Origin of the sequence: Streptomyces sp. NPDC000075 (assembly GCF_040301925.1) — a bacterium.
Taxonomy (GTDB): Bacteria; Actinomycetota; Actinomycetes; order Streptomycetales; family Streptomycetaceae; genus Streptomyces; species Streptomyces polychromogenes.
Window position 1 is genome coordinate 1 of record NZ_JBEPFL010000016.1, and the last position, 24,464, is coordinate 24,464.

Genomic DNA, 24,464 nt, shown 5'->3' on the forward strand with positions numbered 1-24,464 from the left:
GGCCCGGCGGCCGGGGCCGACGGCGCCGCCCGCGGGCCCGTCGAGCCCGGCGACCGTCCGCTCGGCGGCCGTCAGCGGCGGGGCCTTGAGGGCGCCCCGGTCGGAGGACCGCAGCACCCGCCAGAGGACCTCCGGGCGGAACCAGACGGTGGGCGGGCTGGTCATCGTGATGACCTCGAAGAAGGCGGCCGTCAGGGGCTCCTCGACGGTGGCCCCGGCCATCAGCCGGTTGACGTACGCGTCCAGCAGCCCCGATCCCCGCTTCGGCCGCATGCCGGTGGCGCCGGGATAGAGGATGTCCTGCGAGGTCGCCAGGCTCCACGCGGCGGCCACCTGCGGGGCGAGGGCGCGCTGCGCCGCGTTGCCGAAACCGGGCCGGGACAGTCCCCCGGCGCGCAGCAGGGCGCGGACGGCGAGCAGCCCCTTGGCGGCGACCGACATGCCCTGGCCGTAGAGCGGGTTGAAGGTCGCGACGGAGTCCCCGACGGCGAAGAACCCGTCGGGCAGATCGGCCTTTTCGAAGTGGAGGCGGCGGTTCGTGGTGCTCTGGGTGACGGCGACGTCCGTGAGGGGGGTGCGCCCCCTCAGGAGCCGTCCCACGATCGGATCGCGCAGGTCCTCGGCGAACGGGATGAACGCGTCGGGGTCCCCGGTCGGCTGCCCGCCCCGGGTCCCGGACAGGGTGGCCTGCCACAGGCCGTTCTCGATGGGCACGATCGTCGCGGTGCGGCCGGGGACGGGAACCCGGGGGTCGGACTGGACGTTGACGATGGGGAAGCCCAGCGCGTGCGCGCCCTCGGGCGCCCGGAAGATCCGCGTCGCGTAGACGAGCCCGGAGTCGACCTCGGACTGGGGGACGGCGCCCGCGCCGAGCTCCTCCAGCCACAGCCGTGACCGTGAGCCGCGCCCGCCGGCGTCGACGACGACGTCGGCCGGGACCAGCACGCCCTCCCCCTCCGGGGTGTCCACGCGGACGCCGGTGATCCGCGCGGCCGTGCCCTCCAGGCCGCGCACCCGGCTGCGCTGCATCACGGTGACGCGGGGCAGGGCGGTGACCCGGGCCCGGACCACGGAGTCGAGCAGGTCGCGGCTGCAGGAGACGGTGAACTGCTTCTCGCCCCAGCGCGGCAGCCAGCCGTGCGCGGTCATCGTCACCACATCGGTGGGCAGCCGCCGGCGGATCGCCCCGGCCGCCGTCCAGGCGTCCGTGATGCCCGGCAGGATCTCCTCGATGGCGCGCGCCCCGCCCGACCACATGACGTGGACGTGCCGTGCCTGCGGCAGCCCGCGCCGGGGCTCCGGGCCCTCGGGGAAGGTGTCGGCGTCGATGATCGTGACCGTCGCGTACTCGGAGAGCACGGCCGCCGTCAGGAGGCCGGCCATGCTGCCGCCGATGACGACGGCGTGACGCGGCGGGGAGGACTGGGTCATCGTGTGGTGCTCTCTGTCAGGCCGCCGGGAACCCGGCACAGGTCCGGCGGCGGCTCGGGCGGGTGGAGTGGGGGCCGGCGGCCGGGGCGGGCGTCCGGTGGCGGGTGCTCAACGGCTCCAGCCGAGCGAGGACCTGATCCGTTCGAGGTCCTCGGGGAAGGGGTCCTGCCGGGGCGGGGGGAGGTAGGTCCGCAGGATTGTGCCGAGGTGCAGGCCGAAGGTCTCGGCCCGGACCTCCGCCGGATCCTCGGCGTCGGCGCGCGCGGCCGCCTGCCGGACCACCGCCTGCAGCCCGGAGTCCGTCCGCAGCAGGCCGGCGAGGCCGCCCCGGGGTCCGGTGAGCCGGGCGGCGACGGCCATGCCGGGGCCGTGGCGGTCGCAGGTGCCCTCGTCCAGGTGCCACAGCTCGTGGCAGGCGATGACGAGCTGGTGCTCGGGCCGGGTGCGCGCCTCGACCACGACCAGGTCGCGGTCCTCCAGCTCCAGCCACAGCCCGCTGGCCGTGTCCGGGGGGAACGGGACGAACCGGTGCTCCACCGGGCGCCCGCCGCGACGGCGCGCGTAGGCACCGCACAGCCCCGCGATGATCTCGGCGGCTCCGGACGGCCGCGCGATCCGCGCCTGCGCCAGCAGGTCGGAGCCGAGCCTTCGCATGGTCCGCGTGGTCCTCATCGCGCCTCCCCCTCGGCGACGGCGGCGAGCGGCCGCTCCCGGCCGTCTGCGTCGCGGCGGGTGGCGTCTCGCACCGGGAGGTTCTCCGTACGTCGACAGGGCGTTCGAGGGGGCTCGGTGCGACGAAGCCTAACCTCCGCTCCCGCGCCGGACCAGCGCATCCCCAAACATTGGCGCCATACGGACGGGTAGCTTTCCGGCCACCCCGGAGCACCCCGATCCGCCCGGCCCGGACGACCGCCATGACCCCGGCCCGGCCGACCGCCATGACCCCGGAGGTAATCGACCCCACCCGGCCCCCGTCGGCACAGTGGAGCCATCGGGCCCCGGGGCCGCGCACTCGGCCCCGGAGCCCGTCCCACCCCGCACGCTCCGACCTCGATGGAGGCTGACCGCCATGTCCGCGACCCTGCTCTCCGGCTTCGCCCGCACCACCGTCCCGCAGACCGCGCTGCGCCGCTTCCTCGCGCTCGACGCCGTCGTCACCACCTCGAACGGCCTCGCCTACGCCGCCTTCTGCGGCCCGCTGGGCCGCCTGCTCGGCGTCGGCCAGGCCACCCTCCTCGAACTCGGCCTCTTCCTGACCGCCTTCGGGGCCGGCGTCGGCTGGCTGGCCTCCCGCCGCCGCCCGCCGGTGTTCCCGGTGCGCCTCGTCATCGAGGCCAACTACCTCTGGGCGGCCCTCAGCCTGGTCTCGCTCCTCGTCTGGTTCTCGCCCACGACGGCCGGCGCGCTGTGGATCCCGGCCCAGGCCCTCACCGTCGCCTCCTTCGCCCTCCTGCAGCAGCTGGCGCTGCGCGCCACCGCCGCCGGCCGCTGACGGCGGGGCCTCAGCCCAGGGAACGCAGGTACTTCACCGTCGCCGGGTCCGCCGGCAGGAAGGTCTCGATGGCCAGCTCGGCGACGGTCACGTCCATCGGCGTGTTGAAGGTGGAGATGGACGACACGAACGACAGCAGGTGCCCGTCGTGCTCGATCCGCAGGGGCAGCGCGACGTACGGGACGGGCTCGTCCGGCTCGGCGTCGCCGGGCCGCTCCGCCACCGGGTACGCGGCCACCTCCTCGTACAGGGCGCGCAGCGGCGCCGAGCGGTCCAGCGCGATCTGCCGCTCCATCTGGGCCAGCAGATGGCCCCGCCACTCCCGCAGGTTGTGGATCCGCCCGGCGAGCCCCTCCGGGTGCAGGGTGAGCCGCATGGCGTTCAGCGGCGGCGCCAGCAGGTGCTCCGGGATCCCGTCCAGCAGCATCGCGATGCCCCGGTTGGCCGCGATCACCGTGTACGTCCCGTCCACCACCAGCGCCGGGTACGGCTCGTAGCCGGTCAGCAGCCGCTCCAGGCCCTCGCGCAGGGCGCCCATGGACGGGTCGTCGAGCGGGGTGTGCGCGTACCGGGGCGCGTAACCGGCGGCCAGCAGCAGCGCGTTGCGCTCCCGCACCGGCACGTCGAGGTGTTCGGCCAGGCGCAGCACCATCTCCTCGCTCGGCCGCGAACGGCCCGTCTCGATGAAGCTGATGTGCCGGGAGGAGCAGTCGGCGCGGCCCGCCAGCTCCAGCTGGCTGATCCCGCGCCGCACCCGCCAGGCGCGCAGCAGGGGGCCCGCGGAGGTGCCGTCCGGCAAGGTCGTGGTCGTCATGGCCACGACGTTAACCGAGGGGTACCGCGCCGGTCCGGACCCGTTCCGCGGAATGGGACGGCGGGGCCGCCCGCGACGCGGAAGCACCCGTGCGCACCGGCGCGGGAAGGGTTCACTCCGGCGCACACCGTGGAAAACTGACTGCACATCACGCACGAGGACCGGTAACGAGCACGAGGAGGCCGCGGATGCCGAGCGAACCGCTGTCGCAGAAGGAGATCGAGGACCGGCTCCGGGAACTCCCCGGCTGGGCCTTCGAGGACGACCGGATCCTGCGCACCTACCGGGTGGGCTCACACCGCGCCGCCAGTGCGCTCGTGGCCCATATCTCCGTGGTCCAGGACGAGTTGAACCACCACTCCGACCTGACCCTCGGCTACGACACCGTGCGCCTCGCGGTCAACAGCCACGACGCCGGCGGGCGCGTCACCGAGAACGACTTCGCCCTCGCCGAACGCGTCGAGGCCCTCGCCCCCGCCCACGGCGCGAACTGACCCGGGGGCCGGGGCCGGCCGGTGTCAGGCCCGCTCCAGCCGCCACCACTGCGACGGGGAGTCGGTGTCCTCGCCCTGCCGGGCCCGGCCCTCCCCGTCGGCCTCCAGCAGCAGGCCGCTGATGCAGGCCACCAGGGAGACCACGCCCGGGTCGTCCAGGTGCTCCTCGACGATCCACTCCTGGGCGCCGAAGGCGTTGGCCCGCCACACCTGCACCCGCGCCCCGCTGTCCGTCGACGCGTTCGCCACGTCGAGACGCCGGCCGTTGTCCTCGCTCACCACGTGGTACACCCCGGCGCCGCCGTGCGTCGGCGCGAGCCGCCACCGGCGGGCGGCCTCCGGGGCGGGCGGCCCGTCGGGGCCGACCCGCACCCGGGAGGCGCCCTCCAGCTGGAGCACCAGCCCGCTGCCCGCGTTGCGGATCAGGTAGACCCCCTCGTGGGGGGCCGGGGTACGGTCAGGGCCGGAAGCGCCCGAGGAGGCGGCGGATCCGGCGGAGCGCGGAGCGTTCACGTCCGCTTCAGACGTCGAACTCGGCCGGGTCCGGACCGATGCGGCGCCCGTCCGCGCCCAGCGCGTCCAGCGCCGCGAGGTCCTCGGCGTCCAGCTCGAAGCCGAACACGTCCAGGTTCTCCCGGATCCGCGACGGGGTCACCGACTTCGGGATCACGATGGTGCCCTTCTGGAGGTGCCAGCGCAGCACCACCTGCGCCGCGCTGCGCCCGTGCCGGGCGGCCACCGCCGCGACCGCCGGGAGCTCCAGCAGCTCCTTGCCCTGGCCCAGCGGGGACCAGGCCTCGGTCGCGATGCCGAGCGAGGAGTGCAGGGCGCGCAGTTCGTCCTGCGGGAACAGCGGGTGCAGCTCGATCTGGTTCACCGCCGGGACCAGCGGGCTCTCGGCCCCGAGCCGCTCCAGGTCCGCGGGACGGAAGTTCGACACGCCGACGGCCTTGGCGCGGCCGCTCGCCGCGATCTCCTCGAAGGTCTTCCAGATGGTGAGGAAGTCGTCGCGCATCGGGCGCGGCCAGTGGATCAGGTACAGGTCGACGTGGTCCAGGCCCAGCTTGCCGAGCGAGTCGTCGAAGGCGCGCAGCACCGCGTCGCGGTCCCAGCGCCGGTCCGGGCCGTTCCACAGCTTGGTGGTGACGAACAGTTCCTCGCGCGGCAGCCCGGAGCCGGTCACCGCCCGGCCGGTGCCCCGCTCGTTGCCGTAGACGGCGGCGGTGTCGACGCTGCGGTAGCCGGCCTCCAGCGCGGTTCCCACGACGCGTTCCGCCTCGTCGTCGGGAACCTGCCAGACGCCGAAGCCGAGCTGGGGCATGAGCGTGCCGTTGTTGAGCTTGATGTTCGGGACCTGGTGCACGGTGGGGGTTCCTCGTGATCGGGGCGCGGTGGCGTACGGGGGGCGACAACCGGCCTCCCGCGCACCGTATTCCCGCCGCCGCCCGCCACCACCGGCCACCACCCGGACGGCCCAGCCGCCGCCGCTCCCACGGCGTGCCGTCAGGACGGGTACAGGCCCGCGATCTCCCGCGCGTACGCCTTCTCGATCGCCCGGCGCTTCAGCTTCAGCGAGGGCGTCAGCAGCCCCCGCTCCTCGGTGAACTGCCCGGCCAGCACCCGGAAGGCGCGGATCTGCTCGGCCTGCGACACCAGGGTGTTGGCGGCCACCACCGCCCTGCGCACCTCCGCCGTCAGCGCCGGATCGCCCACCAGCTGCTCCGCCGCCCGCTGCGCGAGCCCCCGCATCGACAGCCAGTGCGCTATCCCCTCCATGTCGAGGGTCACCAGCGCCGCCACGAACGGCCGGTCGTTGCCCACCAGCACGCACTGGGACACCAGGGGATGCGAACGCACCCGCTCCTCCAGCGCCGCCGGCGCCACGCTCTTGCCGTTCGAGGTCACCAGGATCTCCTTCTTGCGCCCGGTGATCGTCAGATAGCCGTCCCCGTCCAGCCGCCCCAGGTCCCCCGTCGCCAGCCAGCCCTCGCGCAGCACATCCCGCGTGGCCCCCGGATCGCCCAGGTACCCGGAGAAGACGTGCCGCCCGTACAGCCACACCTCCCCGTCCTCGGCGATGTGCACCGTGGTGCCCGGGATCGGCGGCCCCACCGTCCCGTACTTCACCGCCCCCGGCGGGTTCGCCGTGGCCGCCGCGCAGGACTCCGTCAGCCCGTACCCCTCGAACACGGTGATCCCGGCGCCGTCGAAGAACAGGCCCAGCCGCCGCGACATCGCCGAACCGCCCGACATCGCGTGCCGCACCCGTCCGCCCAGGGCCTCGCGGACCTTCCCGTACACCAGCTTCTCGAACAGCTGGTGCTCCATCCGCAGCGCCGCCGACGGGCCCGGCCCGGTCCCGAACGCCTTCTGCTCCCGCGCCTCCGCGTACCGCACGGCCGTCTCCACCGCCCGGTCGAAGGGGCCCGTCCGCCCCTCAGCCTCCGCCGCGCGCCGTGCCGCCGCGAACACCTTCTCGAAGACGTACGGCACCCCCAGCACGAACGTCGGCCGGAAGGCGGCCAGGTCCGGCAGCAGTTCCGAGGCGGCCAGCGCCGGCTGGTGCCCGAGCTTGACCCCGGCCCGTACGGCCGCCACCTCCACCATCCGCCCGAAGACGTGCGCCAGGGGCAGGAACAGCAGGGTGGACGGCTGCTCGCCCGGCCCCGCCCGGAACACCGACTCCCAGCGGGAGACCAGGGTGTCGGCCTCGAACATGAAGTTCTCGTGGGTGAGCACGCACCCTTTGGGGCGGCCCGTGGTCCCCGAGGTGTAGATGACGGTGGCGACGGCCTCCGGGGTCACGGCCCGCCGGTGCCCGTGCACCACGTCCTCGTCCACCCCCCGCCCGGCCGCGACCAGTTCCGCCACCGCCCCCGCGTCCAGCTGCCACAGCAGTCGCAGCTGCGGCAGCCCCTCGATCACCGAGCCGACCGTCATCGCCTGGTCCTCGTCCTCCACGACGCACGCCGTGCAGGAGGAGTCGTAGAGGATCCAGTGCACCTGCTCCGCCGAGGAGGTCGGGTAGACGGGGACCGGCTGGGCGCCGACCGCCCACAGCGCGAAGTCGAACAGGGTCCACTCGTAGCGGGTGCGCGCCATCACCGCGACCCGGTCCCCGAAGCGCACGCCCTGCGCCAGCAGCCCCTTGGCGAGCGCCAGCACCTCGCCGGCCAGCTCCGCGGAGGTCACGTCCCGCCAGACCCCGGCCGTCTTGCGCCCGAGCACCACCCGGTCCGGGTCCCGCTCCGCACGCTCGAACACGACGTCGGCCAGGCCGCCGGCCGGCGAGCCGCTGACCACGGGCGGCACGGTGAACTCGCGCAACACTGCCTCCTTGGGTCCCGGGCGCCGAGACGCTACCCCACCGGCCCCGCCGCCCGGCACCCCTGAGGAAACCTCCACAAGATCCCCTCGCGCGTCCCCCCGCCCCACCTGCGAGATCCCTCGCCCGCACGTCCGAACGAGTGCCCCCCGGTCCGCCGTCCGGCCCCGCCCCACGGATGTCTCCCACACCCGCACCCCGCCCTGTGCTCCGCTGTCGGACGGCCCATCCCGCCGCCCTCCCGAAAGCTGGTCACCGGTGAACCGAACCCGCCTCCTCGCCGCGGCCGTACCGCCCCTCCTCGCCGCCGCCCTCTGCGCGGCCGCGGCGGGCGCACCCACCGCCTCCGCCGCCGACCCGGCCGCCAAGCCGCCCGTACCGCACTGCGTGGCCTCGGACGGTTTCGACTTCAACGCGGTCTTCCACGTCAGGGAGCGGATCATCGCCCCGCCGCCCACCTGCCGGGTCACGCTCGCGAAGGAGCGATGGGTGAGGGCGACCTTCGGCTGGTCGACCGCCGTGGACGCCGCGAGCGCCGTGTACCCCCCGGGCTACAAGCCGCTGCGCCCGGGGATCGCCCCGATCGAGGACTTCAACGCCAAGTTCGTCAGTGCCACCTACGTGCACGACATCGGAACGCCGCAGGAGCGGACCTTCACCTTCAAGAAGAAGGAGGTCCTGCGCACCGGTCTCTTCACCTCGGACGGCTTCCCGTACTCCGCCCCCGTCTCCCCGCCCTTCAAGGCACTGAGCGTCGGGACCCACACCAGCACGGTCTTCGTCACGCTCAGCGCCGAGCACTGCGACGGCGTCGCACCCGACCGGGAGGCGGACTGCCTGCCCGCGGGGACCATCCGGTTCAGCGGCGACGACACCTTCGAAGTCCAGGCCCGCCCCGCGGACGTCAAGCACCCCGCCCGGCTGCCCCGCTAGGCCGGCCGGTCAGGCCGGCCGGCTCAGGCGGTCGCCGCCCGCTAGGACTGCGGCCGCCAGGGCCTCCGCCGCCGGTGTGGGGCGGCGGCCCTGGAGGAGGGCGAACTCCACCGGGCCCAGCTCCGGCAGCCCGCCCACGCGCACCAGACCCGGCGGGATCAGCCCCCGGGTGTGCGCCATCACCCCGAGCCCCGCCCGGGCCGCCGCGATCAGACCGCTCAGGCTGCCGCTCGTACAGGCGATCCGCCAGGGCCGCCCCTCCCGCTCCAGCACCTCCAGCGCCCGCGCCCGGGTGATCCCCGGCGGCGGGAACACGATCAGCGGCACCGGCCGGTCCGGGTCCAGCCGCAGCCCCTCCGCCCCGATCCACACCATCCGGTCCCGCCACACCAGCCGGCCCCGCTCGTCCCCGGGTCCGCGCCGCTTGGCCAGCACCAGGTCCAGGCGGCCCTCGTCCAGCCGCTCGTGCAGGATGCCCGACAGCTCGACCGACAGCTCCAGGTCCACCTCGGGATGCTCGTGCCGGAACCCCTCCAGGATCTCCGGCAGCCGCGTCAGCACGAAGTCCTCCGAGGCCCCGAACCGCAGCCGCCCGCGCAGCCGGGTCCCGGCGAAGAAGGCCGCCGCCCGCTCGTGCGCCTCCAGGATCGTCCGGGCGAACCCCAGCAGGGCCTCCCCGTCCTCCGTCAGCGCCACGCTGTGGGTGTCCCGGGCGAACAGCGGCCGGCCGGTGGCCTCCTCCAGCCGGCGCACGTGCTGGCTGACCGTCGACTGCCGTACCCCGAGCCGTCCCGCGGCCTGCGTGAAGCTCAGCGTCTGGGCCACGGTGAGGAAGGTGCGCAACTGGACCGGGTCGTACACGCCCCCAGACTAGGCCGGTTCCTTCGGATCATCCGATCGCCGGTCCGGTGTGTCGCCAGGGCGCCCGGCGGGCACGCGTCGGACCGCTGTCGCCGAATCACCGGCGGCGCACGCCGCGCCTGACTAGCATGTGCGGCCTGCGAGTTGCGACATCCCGGGGGTGCTCCATGATCGTGCGGGTGGACTTGGCCGGCGACGAGGCGGGCGACGAGCTGCGCCGGCTGGAACAGTGGCTGCGGCAGGACGCCGACCTCGGGCGGGTCACCATCACCGCCGAGGCCGCGCCGGTCCAGGACGGGGACATGGGCCCGGTCGCGGAGGCGCTCCGGCTGCTGCTGGAACCCCAGGGGGTGCTCACGGCCGTCGCGGCCTCCCTGGGCACCTGGGCCGGCGTCCGGCGCCGCCCGGTGCGGATCCGCGTGCGCAGCGGGGAGAAGGAGGTGGAGATCGACGCCTCCCGGCTCCAGGACCCCGACGAGGTGGCCGTCCGGATCGTGCGGGAGCTGGACGGCCGGTGAGCGCGGGCCCCCTTCCCTCGTACGCGTCCTCCCGGGCCGTACTGATCGGCACCGCGGCGTACACCTCGCGTGACCTGAGGGCGATCCCCCACTCCGCGCGCAACATCCGCGGCCTCGCGGACGTGCTCACCGACGGCACGCTCGGCGGCTTCGCCGCAGCGGACGTGCGGCTCGTGGACGATCCCGGCACGGCGCAGGACATCATGGCGCCCGTGGCCGAGGCCGCCGCGCGGGCGGAGAACGTCCTGCTGGTCTACTACAGCGGCCACGGCCTCCTGACCGCCGGCGGTGAACTCCACCTCGGCCTCACGGGGAGCGAGCCCGGCCAGGACTGGACCAGCCTGCCGTTCTCCTACCTGGCGGGCGTCGTGAAGCGGTCCCGCGCGAACGTCAAGATCGTGATCCTCGACTCCTGCTACAGCGGCCGGGCGCACTGCGACCTCATGGGCGCCGAGTCCCGGCTGGTGACGGACCAGCTGGCCGTCTTCCAGGGCGTGTACTCCCTGACCTCCGCTCCCGGGAACCGCACCTCCAAGGCGCCGCCGGGGGCCCGGTACAGCGCGTTCACCGGGCACCTGCTGGGCGTCGTACGGGACGGCCTCGCGGACGCCGGACCGGTGCTGAGCCTGAGCGAGCTCTACGAGGAGGTCCGCCGGCGCATGCGGGCGGCGGAACTCGCCCCGCCGGAGGAGTGCGGCAAGACGGGCGCGGGGGCCTTCCCCCTCGTCCGCAACCGGCTCGACCGCCCCCGGGAGCCGGCCCCGCCGCCGGTCCCGCCGGTCCCGCCGCCGGTCCCGCCGGCCGTCGCGGCTCCGGAGCGGCGACCGGCCCGGGAGCCGGAGCGGCCGGCCGTCGCGGTGCCACCGGCGGCGGTCACCGGCGGGAAGATCCGCTTCGCCACGGTCAAGGCCGGCGGCTACCGGATGGAGGACGTCACCGCGCGGCTGAAGGAGGTCGAGGCGACGGTGGCCGACCCCGAGCGGTGGTCGCGGGCCGCCCCGCCGTACTTCCGCACCGAGGGGCGCCGCACGCGCCACGGTTTCGACATCGCGGAGGTCGACGCCCACATCGAGCGCCACCGCCGCGAACCGGCCACGTTCGAGGACGCCCTGCGCCTGGTGCTGATCCTGCGCGGCTTCACCCTGGCGGAGGCCGGCGCAAGGCGCGCCGGCCGGGTCGCCGCCACGCTGAGGAGGTCGTACCGCATGGCCGAGCGGGAGCGGTTGATCGGCCGTACCACGAACAGCTCGACCCGTACCGTCGCGTTCACCGACACGCACCTGTACGTCCTGAACGCCCCGACCGCCATCAGGATCCCCTACTCCCGTCTCGGCGACCTCTCCCTGTCCGTCTCGACCGGGATGGAGCGCGTGGTGACCGTCACCGATCAGGGGGGCTCCGCCGAGGACGTGCTGACCGTCACCACGGTCCTCACCTTCGGACACCAGCGGCTGGAGTTCACGGAGGGCTGGGAACACCCGCTCCTGTCGGCCCTGCGGAGCTTCCTCCCGGCCATGGCGCAGCTCCGCGAGCGGCACCCCGAATGGTTTCCCGAGCCCTCTTCCCGGGTCCAACCGGCATCCGCTCATCACGGAACCCGATGACAGTCAGAGCGGTGTGCGGGTTTCCCGATGACCGGGGACCGGCGACGATGGAAGCCGCCCCTCCGCCACGGGGCGCGCCCTTCCCGACAGCAAGTGAGCACCGCCCATGCGACGCCCCCGCCTTCCCGCCCGGCTCCCTCTGGACCCCTACGTACTGGCGCTCCTGGCCACCGTGGGGCTCGCCGCGCTGCTCCCCGCCCGAGGCGCGGCGGCCGCCGTCGCCGACGGAGCCTCCACGGCCGCCGTGGCCCTGCTCTTCTTCCTCTACGGAGCCCGGCTCTCCACCCGTGAGGCCCTTGACGGGCTGCGCCACTGGCGCCTCCACCTCACCGTCCTGGCCTGCACCTTCCTGCTCTTCCCGGCGCTCGGCCTGGCCGCCCGCGTGCTCGTCCCCACCCTGCTGACGCAGCCCCTCTACAACGGCCTGCTCTTCCTCTGCCTGGTCCCCTCGACCGTCCAGTCGTCCATCGCCTTCACCTCCATCGCCCGGGGCAACGTCCCCGCCGCGATCTGCGCCGGCTCCTTCTCCAGCCTCGCCGGGGTCGTCCTCACCCCGCTGCTCGCCGGAGCCCTCCTCGGCGGCGGCGCGGGCGGCTTCTCCCCGGACTCCCTCCTCAAGATCGCCGTCCAGCTCCTGCTGCCCTTCCTGCTGGGCCAGCTCCTGCGCGGCCGGGTCGGCGGCTTCCTCACCCGCCACAAGCCGGTCCTCGGCTACGTCGACCGGGGCTCGATCCTCCTCGTCGTGTACGCCGCCTTCAGCGCGGGCATGGCCGCCGGGGTCTGGCACCGGGTCAGCCTCCCGCGCCTGGGGGTGCTGATGGCCGTGGAGGCCGTACTCCTCGCCGTGATGCTCCTCGTCACCTGGTACGGGGCCGCCCGCCTCGGCTTCGGCCGCGAGGACCGCATCGCCATCCAGTTCGCGGGGTCCAAGAAGAGCCTCGCCGCCGGACTCCCCATGGCCAGCGTGCTGTTCGGGGCCCAGGCCTCCCTCGCCGTGCTGCCGCTGATGCTCTTCCACCAGACGCAGCTCATGGTGTGCGCCGTCCTGGCCCGCCGCCGCGCAGGGGACCCGCCGGCCCCGGACGGGACCCAACTCCCGGCCGGCCGTGTGGCGGAGGTCTCGCCCCGGCCCCAACACCCCGCTCCGCAGGGCCGGTAACGTGCGTCGGTGACCTGGATACGCCCGCTCGCCGCCCATGCCCCGCGCCCCTGCACCCTCGTGGTCTGCCGGGGCTGCTGCTGCGGGGACCCCCGCAAGAACCCCGGCACCGACCACGCCGGCCAGCTCGCCCGGCTCCGGGAGGCCGCCGACGCCTCCGGGGGCCGGCTCGCCGTGCGGACCAGCGACTGCCTCGGGCCCTGCGAGCGGGCCAACGTGATCGTGGTCCAGCCCACCACCGAGGCCCGCCGCCGGGGCGCCCGCGCCGTCTGGTTCGGCTGGGCCCTGGACGACACCGCGACGGACGAGATCATCGCCTGGGCCGAGTCCGGCGGCCCCGGCACCACCCCGCTCCCGGCCACCCTCGAACTGCACCGCATCGACCCCCCGGAGCCGAAGCCGGCCACGCCGGCCCCCCGCCGGGGCAGGCGCCGCTGAGAGCGGGCCTACGCGGGCAGGAGGATGCGCTCCTCGCCCGCGTAGATGTTCATGTCCGGCCCCCGCAGGAAGCCCACCAGCGTCAGCCCCGAGTCCAGGGCCAGGTCCACCGCCAGCGAGGACGGCGCCGACACCGCCGCCAGCACCGGGATCCCGGCCATCACGGCCTTCTGCGCCAGCTCGAACGAGGCCCGGCCCGACACCAGCAGCACCGCACCGGCCAGCGGCAGCCGCCCGGCCTGTAGCGCCCGTCCGACGATCTTGTCCACGGCGTTGTGCCGCCCCACGTCCTCCCGCAGGTCGAGCAGCTCGCCCTCCGCCGAGAACAGGCCGGCGGCGTGCAGCCCGCCCGTGCGGTCGAAGACCTTCTGCGCCGCGCGCAGCCGGTCCGGCAGCACGGACAGCAGGCCCGCGGGCACCCGTACCGGATCCGCCGCGAGCCCCGGGAAACGGGTCGCCGTGCGCACCGCGTCCAGGCTGGCCTTGCCGCACAGGCCGCAGGAGGAGGTGGTGTAGACGTTCCGCTCCAGCGTGATGTCCGGCACCGGAACCCCGGCGGCCAGCTGCACGTTCACGACGTTGTAGGTGTTGGACCCGTCCTCCGCGGCCCCCTCGCAGTACGTCACGGCCCGGACGTCCGAGGCCCGCGCGATCACGCCCTCGCTGACGAGGAAGCCCACCGCCAGCGCGAAGTCGTCACCGGGGGTGCGCATCGTGATGGCCAGCGGCTTGCCGTTCAGCCGTATCTCCAGCGGCTCCTCCGCGACCAGGGTGTCCGGCCGGACACCGGCCGACCCGCCCCGGACCCGTATGACGCGGCGCCGCTCGGTGACCCGTCCCATCGCGATCAGCCCGCCCGTTCCGTCCTCATCCTGTACCTGGCCAGTACATTCTCGCGGATCCGTCACGGGCCCGGTCCCCGGGCTGGAGCATGCTGGGAATTCTCCAAATTCCGGTGGCCTAATCCTGTTGGGTTACACGCAGACGTACTCATCAGTAGCAGGAGAAGGTGAATGATCCTGACTGCCGTACAAAGGGGGATCCCGCCCATGACCGGTTCACGCGTGGTGGCGCTTGGGCACTACCAGCCCGCGAAGGTGCTCACCAACGAGGACCTCGCGGCCATGGTCGAGACCAGCGACGAGTGGATCCTCTCCCGCGTCGGCATCAGGACCCGCCACATCGCGGGCCCCGAGGAGCCGGTCGACGAGCTGGCCTACCAGGCCGCCGCGAAGGCCCTCGCCAACGGCGGCCTGACCCCCGACGACGTCGACCTCGTCCTGGTCGCGACCTCCACGGCCATCGACCGTTCCCCCAACATGGCCGCCCGCGTCGCCGCCAAGCTGGGCATGAACAGCGCGCCCGCCGTGATGGACCTCAACGTCGTCTGCTCCGGCTTCACCCACGCCCTCGCCACCGCCGACCACGCCATCCGGTCCGGATCCGCCACCCGCGCCCTGGTCATCGGCGCCGACAAGATGGCCGGGATCACCGACTGGACCGACCGCACCACCTGCGTCCTGACCGGTGACGGCGCCGGCGCTGCCGTCGTCGAGGCCAGCCCCGAAGCCGGGATCGGGCCGGTCCTGTGGGGATCCGTCCCCGAGATGGGCCACGCCGTCCGCATCGAGGGCACGCCCCCGGTCTTCGCCCAGGAGGGCCAGTCCGTCTACCGCTGGACCACCAGCCGGCTCCCGGCGCTCGCCCGCAAGACCTGCGAGAAGGCCGGGGTCACCCCCGAGGAGCTCGCCGGGGTCGTCCTGCACCAGGCCAACCTGCGGATCATCGAACCCCTCGCCGCCAAGATCGGCGCCGTGAACGCCGTCGTCGCCCGGGACGTCGTCGACTCCGGCAACACCTCGGCGGCCAGCATCCCGATGGCCCTGTCCAAGCTCGTCGAGCGCGGCGAGATCCCCTCCGGCGCCCCGGTCCTCCTGTTCGGCTTCGGCGGCAACCTCTCCTACGCCGGCCAGGTCATCCGCTGCCCCTAGCCGAACCCCGCCCCGCCGCCCACCCCCTGCCGGGGTGGGCGCCCCCGTATCCGGCCCCGTGACATGCCCGCAGGTCAGCGCGGCGTGGCGGGCCGGCGGCCGGCCCGGATATCTGGTCGGAGGGGCGCCGATCCTTTGCTATTGTTGTCCATGTCGCCGCGGGAAACCGGGGCCAACCACCGGTCCGGGTGGCGGAATGGCAGACGCGCTAGCTTGAGGTGCTAGTGCCCTTTATCGGGCGTGGGGGTTCAAGTCCCCCCTCGGACACAGACAGAGAACCCCACTTCGGTGGGGTTCTTTTTCGTGTTCCGGGCCGGACCCCGGTGGCCGGATCCGCCGGTGCGGCATCATGGCCGTGACCAGGTCGAGGGGGAACAGCGTGCCGCAGGACGAACCGCGCAACGAGGTCGTGATCGCCGGGCGTTACCGCCTGGGGAAGAGGCTGGGCCGGGGCGGCATGGGCACCGTCTGGCGGGCCTCCGACGAGCTCCTCGGCCGCGCGGTCGCCGTCAAGGAACTCCACGTCGGCGAGGGCAAGGAGACGACGGGTGCCCTGCGCGAGGCGCGCACCGTCGCGCAGATCAAGCACCCGCACGTGGTCGTCGTGCACGACGTCGTCGAGGACGACGGCCGCCCGTACATCGTCATGGAACTCGTCGAGGGCGGCTCCCTCGCCGACCGCCTCACCGGCCGGGGGCCCCTGGACGCCGGCGAGGCCGCCCGCGTGGGGCTCGCCCTGCTCGGCGCCCTGAGCGCGGCGCACGAGCGCGGGGTGCTCCACCGCGACGTCAAGCCCGCCAACGTCCTCATGGAGGCGGGCACCGGCCGGGTGGTGCTCACCGACTTCGGGATCGCCCGCCTCGCCGGCTCCACCACCATCAGCGAGACCGGCGCGTTCGTCGGCTCGCCCGAGTACACCTCTCCCGAACGGATGCAGGGGGCCGCCGCCGGCCCCGCCTCCGACCTCTGGTCCCTCGGCGTCCTGCTGTGCGCCGCCCTCACCGGTGAGTCCCCTTTTCACCGGGACTCGCTGGGCGGCGTCCTGCACGCCGTCGTCTACGACGAGATCCGCCCGCCCGTCCAGGCCGGACCGCTGACCCCGCTGGTCCGGGGCCTGCTGGAGCGCGACCCCGACCGCCGGCTGGGGGTCGCGGAGGCACAGCGGATGCTCTCCGCGTACGTCACCACCGGCAGCCTCCCCCTCCTCGGCCGGCCCCCCGCCCCCGGCCCGGCGGGGCCCGCCCCCGCCGGGTACTCGCCCACCGAACGCGCCACCGCCCAGACCGGCCCCGCGCGGCCGCCGAACCAGCGGGCGGGCCTGCGCGCCGGGCTGGTCGCCGGGCTCGTCGCCGTGGCCGTCATCGGCGGCGTGACCGTGACCTCCCTGCTCTCCCGCTCGACGGGCGACGGCGGACGGCCGGCCGCGCGGGACGACCACCCCGCCACGTCCCCCGGCGCGGTCACACCCGCCGCAGGGTCCCCGGGCGCCTCCACGGCCACGGCGACCGCGACGGTGACCGCCCCCGCCCCCACCCGGCCGGCGCCCGGGACGCCGGCCGCCACCAGGCCCGTGCCCGCCGGCTACCGGACGGTGGCGGACCCGGAGGGCTTCAGCCTCGCCGTACCCCAGGGCTTCCAGCGCACCACCGACGACCAGCGGGTCTTCTACGTCTCCCCGGACGGGGCGTTCCGCATCGGCATCAAGGTCAAGCCCTCCTCGCCGGGCGGACCGCTCGCCGCGATGCGGCAGTCCGACGCGGACGGCCCCTCCACCAACCCCGGCTACCGCGACGACACCATCGTCCCCACCACCCACGACGGACTGCCCGCGGCCCTGTGGGAGTTCACCTGGAACGGCTTCAGCGCCGCCGAGGGCGCACGGCACACCTTCGACCTGTGCTGGGACCGGGACGGCCGGATGTACGACGTCTGGGTGTCGGCCCCCGTCGGCCGCCTCACCCAGGCCAGGGCCTACTTCGACACGGCCCTGGACTCCTTCGTCCCCGGGGCCTGAGGCCGCGACCACCCGGTCACGTGCCCAGGACCACCAGCCCCTCCTGCGCCGGCAGGCTCCCCGGGGCCAGCGGGCCCAGGGTCCGGGGGAGCGCCAGGCGCGGCCCGTCGCCCTCCGGGAGGGTGTCGAACAGGTACGCCGCCCCCGACGCGGAGTCGCTGACCAGGTGCGGTCCGGCGGCCGACGCCGCGAACCGGGTCAGCGGGGTCCGGAAGAGCCGGCCCAGGTGGCGCAGGGTCTCCGGGGCCGGGGCGGCGGCCGCCGGGGCGGGGGTCCGCGGCTGCGCCGGGGCGTCCGGGGGGATGGCCCCCGACAGCAGCAGGGCCAGCAGCACCGGCACCGCCTTGCGGCGCAGTGCCCGGGTCGCCTCGGGCAGGCGGTGGGCGTGGGCGGCCGGCAGGGACAGCGCCAGGCTCCCGGCGGCGCCGCCGGTGGCAATGGGCACCGCCGAGCAGACGACCCCGGGGGAGTACTCGCGCAGGTCGAAGACCGGGGCGCCGGGGGCCACCGCGTCCAGGGCGCTGAACAGGGCCCGGCTGTCGGTGATGGTGTGCGCGGTGAGCCGGGCCGGGCGGTGGCGGGCCACGTGGTCGGCCCGCACGTCGTGGTCGAGCTGGGTCAGCAGGCACTTGCCGACCGCGCTGGCGTGCGCGGCGGCCCGGAAGTCCACCCACTCCCGCACCGGCGGGGCCCCCGGGCCGTCCGCCATCTGGGTGATCCGGACCTCGCCCTCCGCGTACCGGCTGAGGTAGACGGCGGCGCCCGCGCTGTCCCGCGCCAGCGCCAGGGTGCGCTGGAGCTGGCCGGCCAGTCCCGCGCCGCCCGGGGCCGCGAGCCGGTCCAGGGCCGGGCCGGGCGCGTACACCCCCGCGCCGGGACGGTGGGCGTACTCCTCCTCGCACAGCATCGACAGCAGCGGGCGCAGCGCCGCCTCCGTGAGCCCGGTCTTCCGCGCGAGCTCGCCGGCCCGCACCCCGAGCGGGTGCCGCTCCAGGACCCGTACGACGTCCAGCGCGCGCCGGGCCTGCGCCAGGGCCTCCCCGGTGTCGGAGCGCACCGCCGTGCCCCGCGCGGCCGAGGTCAGCGCGGGGTGGCGCAGCGGGCCCGCGCCGGGGCGGGGCCGGGGCTCCGGGAGCGGGGGCGGCGGCAGGAACGCCGCCAGCACCCCGGGCAGCTCCGCCCGGGGCACCGGCACCGGGCCCAGGTCGGGGTCGTCGCACTGGTCGACGTACCGCAGGACGGCCGCCTGCGCGCACAGCCGTACCTCGCGCAGCTCCCGGCGGCCGGCGGGCCGAAAGCCGCGGCGGCCCAGTTCGCGGGCCCAGAGGCGGGCGTCGTGGTGCTCGCCGCGCCGGGAGTGGTCCAGGAACAGGCAGTAGGCGGCGGGGGCGGTGCGCGGGCTCCCGGACCCGGCGGCGAACTGCCACCAGAACCGGGCTCCGTCGCGCAGCCCCGCCAGGTGCAGCAGGCAGCCGAAGACGACCGACCCGGGCAGGTCGGCGTGGCCGCCGTCGACGAAGCGGCCGAGGTCGCGTCCGGCGCGCGGGTCGCAGACCACGGCGAGGCAGGCGGCCTTCAGGTCTCTGCGGGCCCGTTCGGAGTCGAGCGGGCGGTCCCGTGCCGGGTCGCTCCAGCCGAAGGAGCGGCGCCGGCCCCGGGGGGCCGGCGGGGTGGGGGCGCCCGAGGCGCGGGGGGTGCGCAGCAGCCGGGCCTCGGCGGCGCCGAGGTCGTAGTGCGGGTAACGGTCGCGCACGCCCGCGCGGAGCAGGAACTCGGCCAGGGCGCGGGGCGGGGCGTCCGGGCCGCCGTCCGCGCCGGAGCGGTCGTCGGCGGGGGTCATGATTCGGCGCCGGCGTCGAGCAGCCGTGCGAGGCGCCGGTGGGCCTGGCCGAGCTGCGAGCGGACGGTGGCCTCGTCGACGCCCATCACGGCGGCGGCCTCGCCCGGGGTGCACCGCAGCCCGTAGCGCAGCATCACGGTGTCCCGCTGCCGCTCGGCGAGGCGGGCGACGGCGCGGTAGAAGCGGATGGTGTCCGTCAGTACCTCGTACTGGTCGGGGTGGGCCTCCTTCAGCGCCGCCTCGAAGGCGCTGATGTCCATCGGCTCGGGCCGGCGCAGCCGGGGGTCGCGGCGCTGCTGCCAGTCGACGATGCGCTGCTTGAGCACGGTCCAGGCGTAGGCGTCGAGTCGGTCCATGTGCAGCATGCGGAGCCATTCGTGCATGATCGAGTCGAAGGTGGCGTCCACCGCGTCCTCGGCGTCCGCGTCGGAGCCGAGCTGAAGGTACGCGAAGCGCATGTACGCGGGCCGCCGGTTGGTGTGGAAGGCCCAGTACGACAGGCGCGCGGTCGGGTCCCACTGACTCATGGGCGTCGGCTGCCGCCGCCGGCTGGGCAGTCCCACGGCCCCGCCGGACTCCTCCGGTCCGCCATCGTTCACCGTTCCCCACCTCATCCCCTGGTGCCGGTCCATGAGAGCAGTACCGGCGCACTCGGGGGGCGCGGAGGAGGAACCTGAAGGGATTACGTGGGGTGGTGACCGCTTCGTGAACGATCTCGACCGGGCCGGGGGCCCGTCGGCCCGTACGCATATCCCGTCGGCACCTCCGCCCCGCCGGGCGCGGCGGGCGCCGCCGCCCGGCCCCGTGCCGGGTCCCCGTCCGCCCTCCGGATACCGGTCGGGGTCCGCGCCCGCGGTTCGATACGATGAACCGCCTCACCATGCGTGTCCGGCACGGCACGCCCCGGGCGGGCCGCCGCCGCGCACAGCCGCATGGACCCGTAGAAATGAACTGAAATGGAGCATCCGAGGATGGCTCGACACCTGATCACCAGCGCGCTTCCCTACATCAACGGGATCAAGCACCTGGGCAACATGGTCGGGTCGATGCTTCCGGCGGATGTGTACTCCCGGTACCTCCGCCAGCGCGGCCACGACGTCCTGTACATCTGCGCCACCGACGAGCACGGCACCCCCGCCGAACTCGCCGCCAAGGAGGCCGGGATCTCGGTCGCCGAGTTCTGCGCGCAGGCCCACGACGCCCAGAAGGCGGTCTACGACGGCTTCGAGCTGTCCTTCGACTACTTCGGCCGCAGCTCGTCCGCGCAGAACGCCGAGATCACCCAGCACTTCGCGCGGCAGCTCCAGGAGAACGGCTTCATCGAGGAGCGCGCGATCCGGCAGGTGTACTCGCCCGCCGACGGCCGCTTCCTGCCGGACCGCTACGTCGAGGGCACCTGCCCGCACTGCGGCTACGACAAGGCGCGCGGCGACCAGTGCGAGAACTGCACCCGCGTCCTCGACCCCACGGACCTGATCGAGCCCCGCTCCGCCATCTCCGGCTCCACCGAGCTGGAGGTCCGCGAGACCAAGCACCTCTTCCTGCTGCAGTCCAAGCTCCAGCACGAGGTGGAGGCCTGGGTCGCGCGGCACGAGGAGGAGTGGCCGCAGCTGGCCTCCTCCATCGCCCGCAAGTGGCTGACCGAGGGCCTGCACGACCGCGCGATCACCCGCGACCTCGACTGGGGCGTCCCCGTCCCGGCCGACACCTGGCCCGAACTGGCCGCCGAGGGCAAGGTCTTCTACGTCTGGTTCGACGCGCCGATCGAGTACATCGCCTCCACCAAGGAGTGGGCCGACGCCGACCCGGCGAACCGCGACTTCAAGTCCTGGTGGTACGAGGCCGAGGACGTCCGCTACACCCAGTTCATGGCCAAGGACAACGTCCCGTTCCACACGGTGATGTTCCCGGCCACCGAGCTCGGCACCCGCGAGCCCTGGAAGATGGTCGACTACGTCAAGGCCTTCAACTGGCTGACGTACTACGGCGGCAAGTTCTCCACCTCGCAGAAGCGCGGCGTCTTCACCGACCAGGCGCTGGAGATCCTCCCGGCCGACTTCTGGCGCTACTTCCTGATCGCCAACGCCCCCGAGTCCGACGACTCGTCGTTCACCTGGGAGCACTTCGCCGCCACCGTCAACAAGGACCTCGGCGGCACCCTCGGCAACTTCGTCAACCGCGTCCTGACCTTCTCCCGCAAGAAGTTCGGCGACGAGGTCCCGGCCGGCAGCCCCGCAGGCGAGGCCGAGGCGAAGCTGGGCGAGCAGATCGCCGAGCTCCTCGCCGAGTACGAGGGCCACATGGAGACCCTCCAGTACCGCAAGGCCGCGGCCGCGCTGCGCGCCCTGTGGTCGGCGGGCAACGCCTACCTGGACGAGAAGGCCCCCTGGCTGGAGGTCAAGACCGACCTGGAGGCCGCCGCGCTCACCCTGCGCACCGCGATGAACCTCATCCACCTCTACTCGGTGGTCTCCGAGCCGTTCATCCCGGCCTCGGCGCGCGCCATGCGCTCCTCGTTCGACCTGCCCGGCGACACCGCCGCGTGGGTCACCCCCGAGCAGGCCAGGGCGCTGGACGCGGTTCCGGCCGGGACCCCGTTCACCGTGCCGCCGGTGCTCTTCGCCCGGGTGACCGAGGAGGACCTGGAGTCCTACCGCGAGCGTTTCGGCGGTTCCCCGGAGGCCTGAGCCCCCGTGACCGCCGTCCGAAGGGCGCGACCCCGCCGGGGCCGCGCCCTTCGGCGTGTCCGGGGGCCGTGGTAGGGAAAACCCCACCCTGAAAGCTCCGCCCAGGCGTGCAGACCGGGCGGGGGCCGCGCGGCTGGAATGGGGCCATGACCCCTTCCCGTACCGCCCGGTGGACCGCCGGCTGGCTGCTCGCCGCCGCGTGGGCCCTGTCCTTCCCGCTGTTCTCCGCCCTGGCCCCGCACCGTCTGTGGGGGTGGTGCGCGGCCGCCGGATACCTCGCCGCCGCCGTGGCCACCGCCCTCGGCCGGCGCCGGGAGGCGGTCGGCGCGGCCCTGCTGGGGGCGGTCGCCGTCCCCCTCCTGTACCTGGTCCTGACCGGGCGGGGCCAGTCCGAGGTCGGCGTGATCGAACGCTCCGGGCGGCTCCTGCTCGACACCGGGAAGATGTACGTGGACCACCCGGCCGGGGTCGGCGACTACACCCCCTACCTCCCGGCCATGTCCCTCTTCGGCGTCCCCCGCGCCCTGCTGGACGGCGCCTTCGGCGGGGGAGGGGGATGGGCGGTCCGGCTCCTGGGCGACGCCCGCATCTGGTGCGCCGCCGCCCTGTTCGGCGGTATGGCCGCGGGCCGCCGCCTCCTCGGCGCGGCCCCCTCACCGCTGCTTCCGCTGCTGGTGGCCTCGCCCGTGGTGGCGCTGCCGCTCGCGGTGAGCGGGGTGGACCTGCCGCTGGCGGGGCTGTGCTGCCTGGCCCTGGCGGCGGCCGGCTCCGGCCGCCCGGCCCTCGCCGGGATGGCCCTGGGCGCGGCGTGCGCCCTCAAGTGGACGGCCCTGCCCGCGGTGGCGGTGGCGGTGGCCCTCCTCGGGTGCCGCTCCGGGGCCCGGGCGGCGGTCCGCTGCGCGGTGGTGGCCGGGTCGGCCGCGGCGGTCCTGGTGCTGCCGGGCGTCCTGCTCCAGCCGGGCGAGGTGTGGCGGCAGGTGTTCGCCTTCCCGACGGGCCGGGCGGCGGTGGCGACCCCGGCGAGCAGTCCCCTGCCGGGGCACCTGCTGGCGGAACTCGGGCCGTGGGGCTGGTACCTCACGACGGCCCTGCTGGTGCTGGGCGGGCTGGCGACGGCCCTCTCGCTGCGGGTGCGCCCGCCGCGCACGGTGGTGGCCGCGGCGGACCGGCTCGCGCTCGGGCTCACCCTGGCCTTCCTGCTGGCCCCGGCGGGGCGCTTCGGCTACCTGGCGCTGCCGGTGCTGCTGGTGGCGTGGGCCCGTTCGGCCGCCCCCGCCGGGCCCGCCGCCTCGCGGGTGGTGGCCCGGTCGCGGAGGCGGCCCGGGAGCCCGGCGCCGGTCCGGTGAGGGGCGCGGGGTCAGGGCGCGCCGGTCTCCTCGTACCGCCTGACCCGCTCGTCGACCGCGCGCTGGAGCGGTCGCAGCCGGTCGGCCAGCTGCTGGAAGTCGGCCGTCCGGCCGTCGGACCACTGCCCGAGCCCGGCCACCATGACCCGGCCGGTGCCCGAGAACGACTGCACCAGCCCGGTCCCGGGCCCCAGGGCCGCCAGCCCGGATCCCGGCGGTGGGGCCTGCACGCCGACCTGGTGGTCGTCGGGGGCCGCCGTCAGCCCGGTCACCACCCGCAGCGTGTCCTGGGGATCCCTCAGGGTGAAGACGGCGATGCTGAACTGGTTGTTCCGGGCGTCCTTGTAGAGGGCGATCTGCTCGCCGGCGCAGCCCTTGCCCTCCGTGAGCATGGCGGCGAGGCGGGGGCCGACCGAGTCCGGCTCGGTGCAGGAGGCCGGCGTCTTCGCGGTGACCAGGGTGAAGGCGCCCCCGGAGCCGTCCGGGACCTCGGCGGGGAAAGCCTCCGCCGGCGGGACCATCGGCCGGCCGTTGGCCGGAGACGCCGGAGCGGCCGGGGCGGGGGTCGCGGCGGCGGAGGGCGTCCGCCGGGGCCGGACGGTGACGTGCTCCTCGTCGGACGGGTCGGTCAGGTCGAGCGTGACGAGGGCCAGGAGGCCCATCAGCAGCAGCAGCCCGAGGACGAGCGGCCACGTCCGCGTGGGCCCCGGCGCGGCGGACTCGTGGATCGAGGCGCCACGGACGAAGTCCTCGTCGAGGACCACGTTCCACTTGTCCTCGTCCGGTCCGTCCGGTCCGTCCGGGCCTGGGGGCATCGCATCGTTCTTCGCCACCCTGAGACCCTAGTGAGCCCTTCCGTCGATCTGAACCTCAGCAGGTCACAGCCTCATCACTATGCGGCCCCCGGATCTTGCGCCGGGGGCGTGACGGCTACGTGCCGGACGGCGTGACCGACTCCAGCATCCTGTCGGTGTTCTCCAGGGCGTCCGCCAGGAATTCACGGGCCACCTTGATCACATCGACCTGGCGGACGATGGTGTCGTTGTCGCCCCTCGCGAGCGCCGTGTCGACCGCCGCGATGACGCCCAGAACGGTGTGCAGGAACTCGCCGGCGCGCGAGGCCGCGACCACGAGCGGCCCGGCCCCCGGGTCCTGGGCGACCATGTAGAGCGGGACGCCCACCCGCCGGACCTGCCAGCTCAGGAAGTCCATCTGCTTCGCCGGTTCGTCCCAGACGCCCGCGGCCTTGAGCTGCTCGAACCAGGCGGTGAACAGGTCCTCCCCGTCCTCCGCGGCCTCGTCGGCGAGCTTCGTCCGCCCCTGCACCGCGCCCAGCAGGGTGCTGAGCAGTCGCAGCCGGTAGATCTCGGGTCCGGCGAACTCCGCCGCCCTGCGGGCGTGCTCCTCCGGGGTGTTCTCCCCGTCGTAGAGGCCCAACGCGGCCAGTGCCGCGCAGATCTGTTCCACCGTCACATGATCCCCCTCGTTCTTCATACCGGCACGCTACCCGTCCCCGG

Annotated in this window: 22 protein-coding genes, 1 tRNA gene and 1 pseudogene; 12 read left to right on the top strand and 12 right to left on the bottom strand. The window is 74.7% G+C overall.

What is annotated here, in order from left to right; translation table 11 throughout:
- Both ABT403_RS19615 and ABT403_RS19620 read right to left on the bottom strand, forming a co-directional pair.
- A partial coding sequence (locus tag ABT403_RS19615; protein WP_351649413.1) for an NAD(P)/FAD-dependent oxidoreductase occupies positions 1 to 1,431 on the bottom strand: 1,431 nt, incomplete at its 3' end.
- A gap of 108 nt (positions 1,432 to 1,539) precedes the next feature.
- Positions 1,540 to 2,103 carry a toxin-antitoxin system, toxin component gene (locus tag ABT403_RS19620; RefSeq protein WP_344166438.1) on the bottom strand — a complete coding sequence of 188 codons (564 nt, stop codon included), beginning with the start codon at positions 2,101 to 2,103 and terminating at the stop codon, positions 1,540 to 1,542.
- A gap of 397 nt (positions 2,104 to 2,500) precedes the next feature.
- Between ABT403_RS19620 and ABT403_RS19625 the strand changes: the two genes are divergently transcribed.
- Positions 2,501 to 2,923 carry a hypothetical protein gene (locus ABT403_RS19625; RefSeq protein ID WP_344166439.1) on the top strand — a complete coding sequence of 141 codons (423 nt, stop codon included), beginning with the start codon at positions 2,501 to 2,503 and terminating at the stop codon, positions 2,921 to 2,923.
- 10 nt (positions 2,924 to 2,933) lie between these two features.
- Here ABT403_RS19625 and ABT403_RS19630 read toward each other — a convergent pair whose 3' ends face one another.
- Positions 2,934 to 3,737, bottom strand: a complete 804-nt coding sequence (locus ABT403_RS19630) for a helix-turn-helix domain-containing protein (RefSeq protein WP_344166440.1) — start codon at positions 3,735 to 3,737, stop codon at positions 2,934 to 2,936.
- Positions 3,738 to 3,925: 188 nt separating this feature from the next.
- On the opposite strand from ABT403_RS19630, the gene ABT403_RS19635 reads away from it, so the two are divergent.
- Positions 3,926 to 4,231, top strand: coding sequence for a 4a-hydroxytetrahydrobiopterin dehydratase (locus ABT403_RS19635; RefSeq protein ID WP_344166441.1), 306 nt, complete (start codon positions 3,926 to 3,928; stop codon positions 4,229 to 4,231).
- A 24-nt stretch (positions 4,232 to 4,255) separates the two neighbouring features.
- On the opposite strand, the gene ABT403_RS19640 is transcribed toward ABT403_RS19635, so the two are convergent.
- The 3 genes from ABT403_RS19640 to ABT403_RS19650 form a co-directional block, all read right to left on the bottom strand.
- On the bottom strand, positions 4,256 to 4,744 hold the full coding sequence (locus ABT403_RS19640; RefSeq protein ID WP_425580295.1) for an RICIN domain-containing protein: 489 nt from the start codon (positions 4,742 to 4,744) through the stop codon (positions 4,256 to 4,258).
- 7 nt (positions 4,745 to 4,751) lie between these two features.
- A complete protein-coding gene (locus ABT403_RS19645; RefSeq protein WP_344166442.1) occupies positions 4,752 to 5,594 on the bottom strand; it encodes an aldo/keto reductase in 843 nt (280 codons plus the stop codon).
- Between the two features lie 140 nt (positions 5,595 to 5,734).
- Complete coding sequence (locus ABT403_RS19650) at positions 5,735 to 7,558, bottom strand: AMP-dependent synthetase/ligase (RefSeq protein ID WP_344166443.1); 1,824 nt, start codon at positions 7,556 to 7,558, stop codon at positions 5,735 to 5,737.
- A gap of 256 nt (positions 7,559 to 7,814) precedes the next feature.
- Between ABT403_RS19650 and ABT403_RS19655 the strand changes: the two genes are divergently transcribed.
- A complete protein-coding gene (locus ABT403_RS19655) occupies positions 7,815 to 8,489 on the top strand; it encodes a hypothetical protein (RefSeq protein WP_344166444.1) in 675 nt (224 codons plus the stop codon).
- 9 nt (positions 8,490 to 8,498) lie between these two features.
- Here ABT403_RS19655 and ABT403_RS19660 read toward each other — a convergent pair whose 3' ends face one another.
- Positions 8,499 to 9,350 carry a LysR substrate-binding domain-containing protein gene (locus ABT403_RS19660; protein WP_344166445.1) on the bottom strand — a complete coding sequence of 284 codons (852 nt, stop codon included), beginning with the start codon at positions 9,348 to 9,350 and terminating at the stop codon, positions 8,499 to 8,501.
- 179 nt (positions 9,351 to 9,529) lie between these two features.
- On the opposite strand from ABT403_RS19660, the gene ABT403_RS19665 reads away from it, so the two are divergent.
- From ABT403_RS19665 to ABT403_RS19680, 4 genes are all read left to right on the top strand, one after another.
- Complete coding sequence (locus ABT403_RS19665; protein WP_344166446.1) at positions 9,530 to 9,868, top strand: effector-associated constant component EACC1; 339 nt, start codon at positions 9,530 to 9,532, stop codon at positions 9,866 to 9,868.
- Positions 9,865 to 11,472 (top strand): caspase, EACC1-associated type, encoded by a 1,608-nt coding sequence (locus ABT403_RS19670; RefSeq protein ID WP_344166447.1) that lies wholly within the window; start codon positions 9,865 to 9,867, stop codon positions 11,470 to 11,472. Before ABT403_RS19665 ends, ABT403_RS19670 begins: the two co-directional genes overlap by 4 nt.
- A 106-nt stretch (positions 11,473 to 11,578) precedes the next feature.
- Positions 11,579 to 12,631, top strand: coding sequence for a bile acid:sodium symporter family protein (locus tag ABT403_RS19675; RefSeq protein WP_344166448.1), 1,053 nt, complete (start codon positions 11,579 to 11,581; stop codon positions 12,629 to 12,631).
- A gap of 9 nt (positions 12,632 to 12,640) precedes the next feature.
- Positions 12,641 to 13,069, top strand: a complete 429-nt coding sequence (locus ABT403_RS19680) for a (2Fe-2S) ferredoxin domain-containing protein (protein ID WP_344166449.1) — start codon at positions 12,641 to 12,643, stop codon at positions 13,067 to 13,069.
- Between the two features lie 8 nt (positions 13,070 to 13,077).
- On the opposite strand, the gene fdhD is transcribed toward ABT403_RS19680, so the two are convergent.
- Positions 13,078 to 13,911 (bottom strand): formate dehydrogenase accessory sulfurtransferase FdhD, encoded by an 834-nt coding sequence (gene fdhD, locus ABT403_RS19685; RefSeq protein WP_344166450.1) that lies wholly within the window; start codon positions 13,909 to 13,911, stop codon positions 13,078 to 13,080.
- Between the two features lie 207 nt (positions 13,912 to 14,118).
- Here fdhD and ABT403_RS19690 point away from each other — a divergent pair, with 207 nt between their 5' ends.
- From ABT403_RS19690 to ABT403_RS19700, 3 genes are all read left to right on the top strand, one after another.
- Positions 14,119 to 15,060: a beta-ketoacyl-ACP synthase III gene (locus tag ABT403_RS19690; protein WP_344166451.1), complete on the top strand. Its 942-nt coding sequence runs from the start codon at positions 14,119 to 14,121 to the stop codon at positions 15,058 to 15,060.
- 182 nt (positions 15,061 to 15,242) lie between these two features.
- A tRNA-Leu gene (locus tag ABT403_RS19695) sits at positions 15,243 to 15,327 on the top strand.
- 82 nt (positions 15,328 to 15,409) lie between these two features.
- Positions 15,410 to 17,074, top strand: a complete 1,665-nt coding sequence (locus tag ABT403_RS19700; RefSeq protein WP_425580296.1) for a serine/threonine-protein kinase — start codon at positions 15,410 to 15,412, stop codon at positions 17,072 to 17,074.
- Positions 17,075 to 17,387: 313 nt separating this feature from the next.
- Here ABT403_RS19700 and ABT403_RS19705 read toward each other — a convergent pair.
- Positions 17,388 to 18,131: pseudogene (locus ABT403_RS19705) on the bottom strand (IclR family transcriptional regulator); the annotation flags it as partial.
- Positions 18,132 to 18,910: 779 nt separating this feature from the next.
- Positions 18,911 to 19,441 (bottom strand): sigma-70 family RNA polymerase sigma factor, encoded by a 531-nt coding sequence (locus ABT403_RS19710; RefSeq protein WP_351649421.1) that lies wholly within the window; start codon positions 19,439 to 19,441, stop codon positions 18,911 to 18,913.
- A gap of 444 nt (positions 19,442 to 19,885) precedes the next feature.
- Between ABT403_RS19710 and metG the strand changes: the two genes are divergently transcribed.
- Together metG and ABT403_RS19720 are read left to right on the top strand one after the other, a co-directional pair.
- Complete coding sequence (gene metG / locus ABT403_RS19715; protein ID WP_344166454.1) at positions 19,886 to 21,601, top strand: methionine--tRNA ligase; 1,716 nt, start codon at positions 19,886 to 19,888, stop codon at positions 21,599 to 21,601.
- A gap of 146 nt (positions 21,602 to 21,747) precedes the next feature.
- Positions 21,748 to 22,947: a glycosyltransferase 87 family protein gene (locus ABT403_RS19720; protein WP_344166455.1), complete on the top strand. Its 1,200-nt coding sequence runs from the start codon at positions 21,748 to 21,750 to the stop codon at positions 22,945 to 22,947.
- Positions 22,948 to 22,958: 11 nt separating this feature from the next.
- Here ABT403_RS19720 and ABT403_RS19725 read toward each other — a convergent pair whose 3' ends face one another.
- Together ABT403_RS19725 and ABT403_RS19730 are read right to left on the bottom strand one after the other, a co-directional pair.
- Complete coding sequence (locus ABT403_RS19725) at positions 22,959 to 23,780, bottom strand: hypothetical protein (RefSeq protein ID WP_344166456.1); 822 nt, start codon at positions 23,778 to 23,780, stop codon at positions 22,959 to 22,961.
- Between the two features lie 97 nt (positions 23,781 to 23,877).
- On the bottom strand, positions 23,878 to 24,441 hold the full coding sequence (locus ABT403_RS19730; RefSeq protein WP_344166457.1) for a DUF6245 family protein: 564 nt from the start codon (positions 24,439 to 24,441) through the stop codon (positions 23,878 to 23,880).
- Between the last annotated feature and the right edge of the window lie 23 nt (positions 24,442 to 24,464).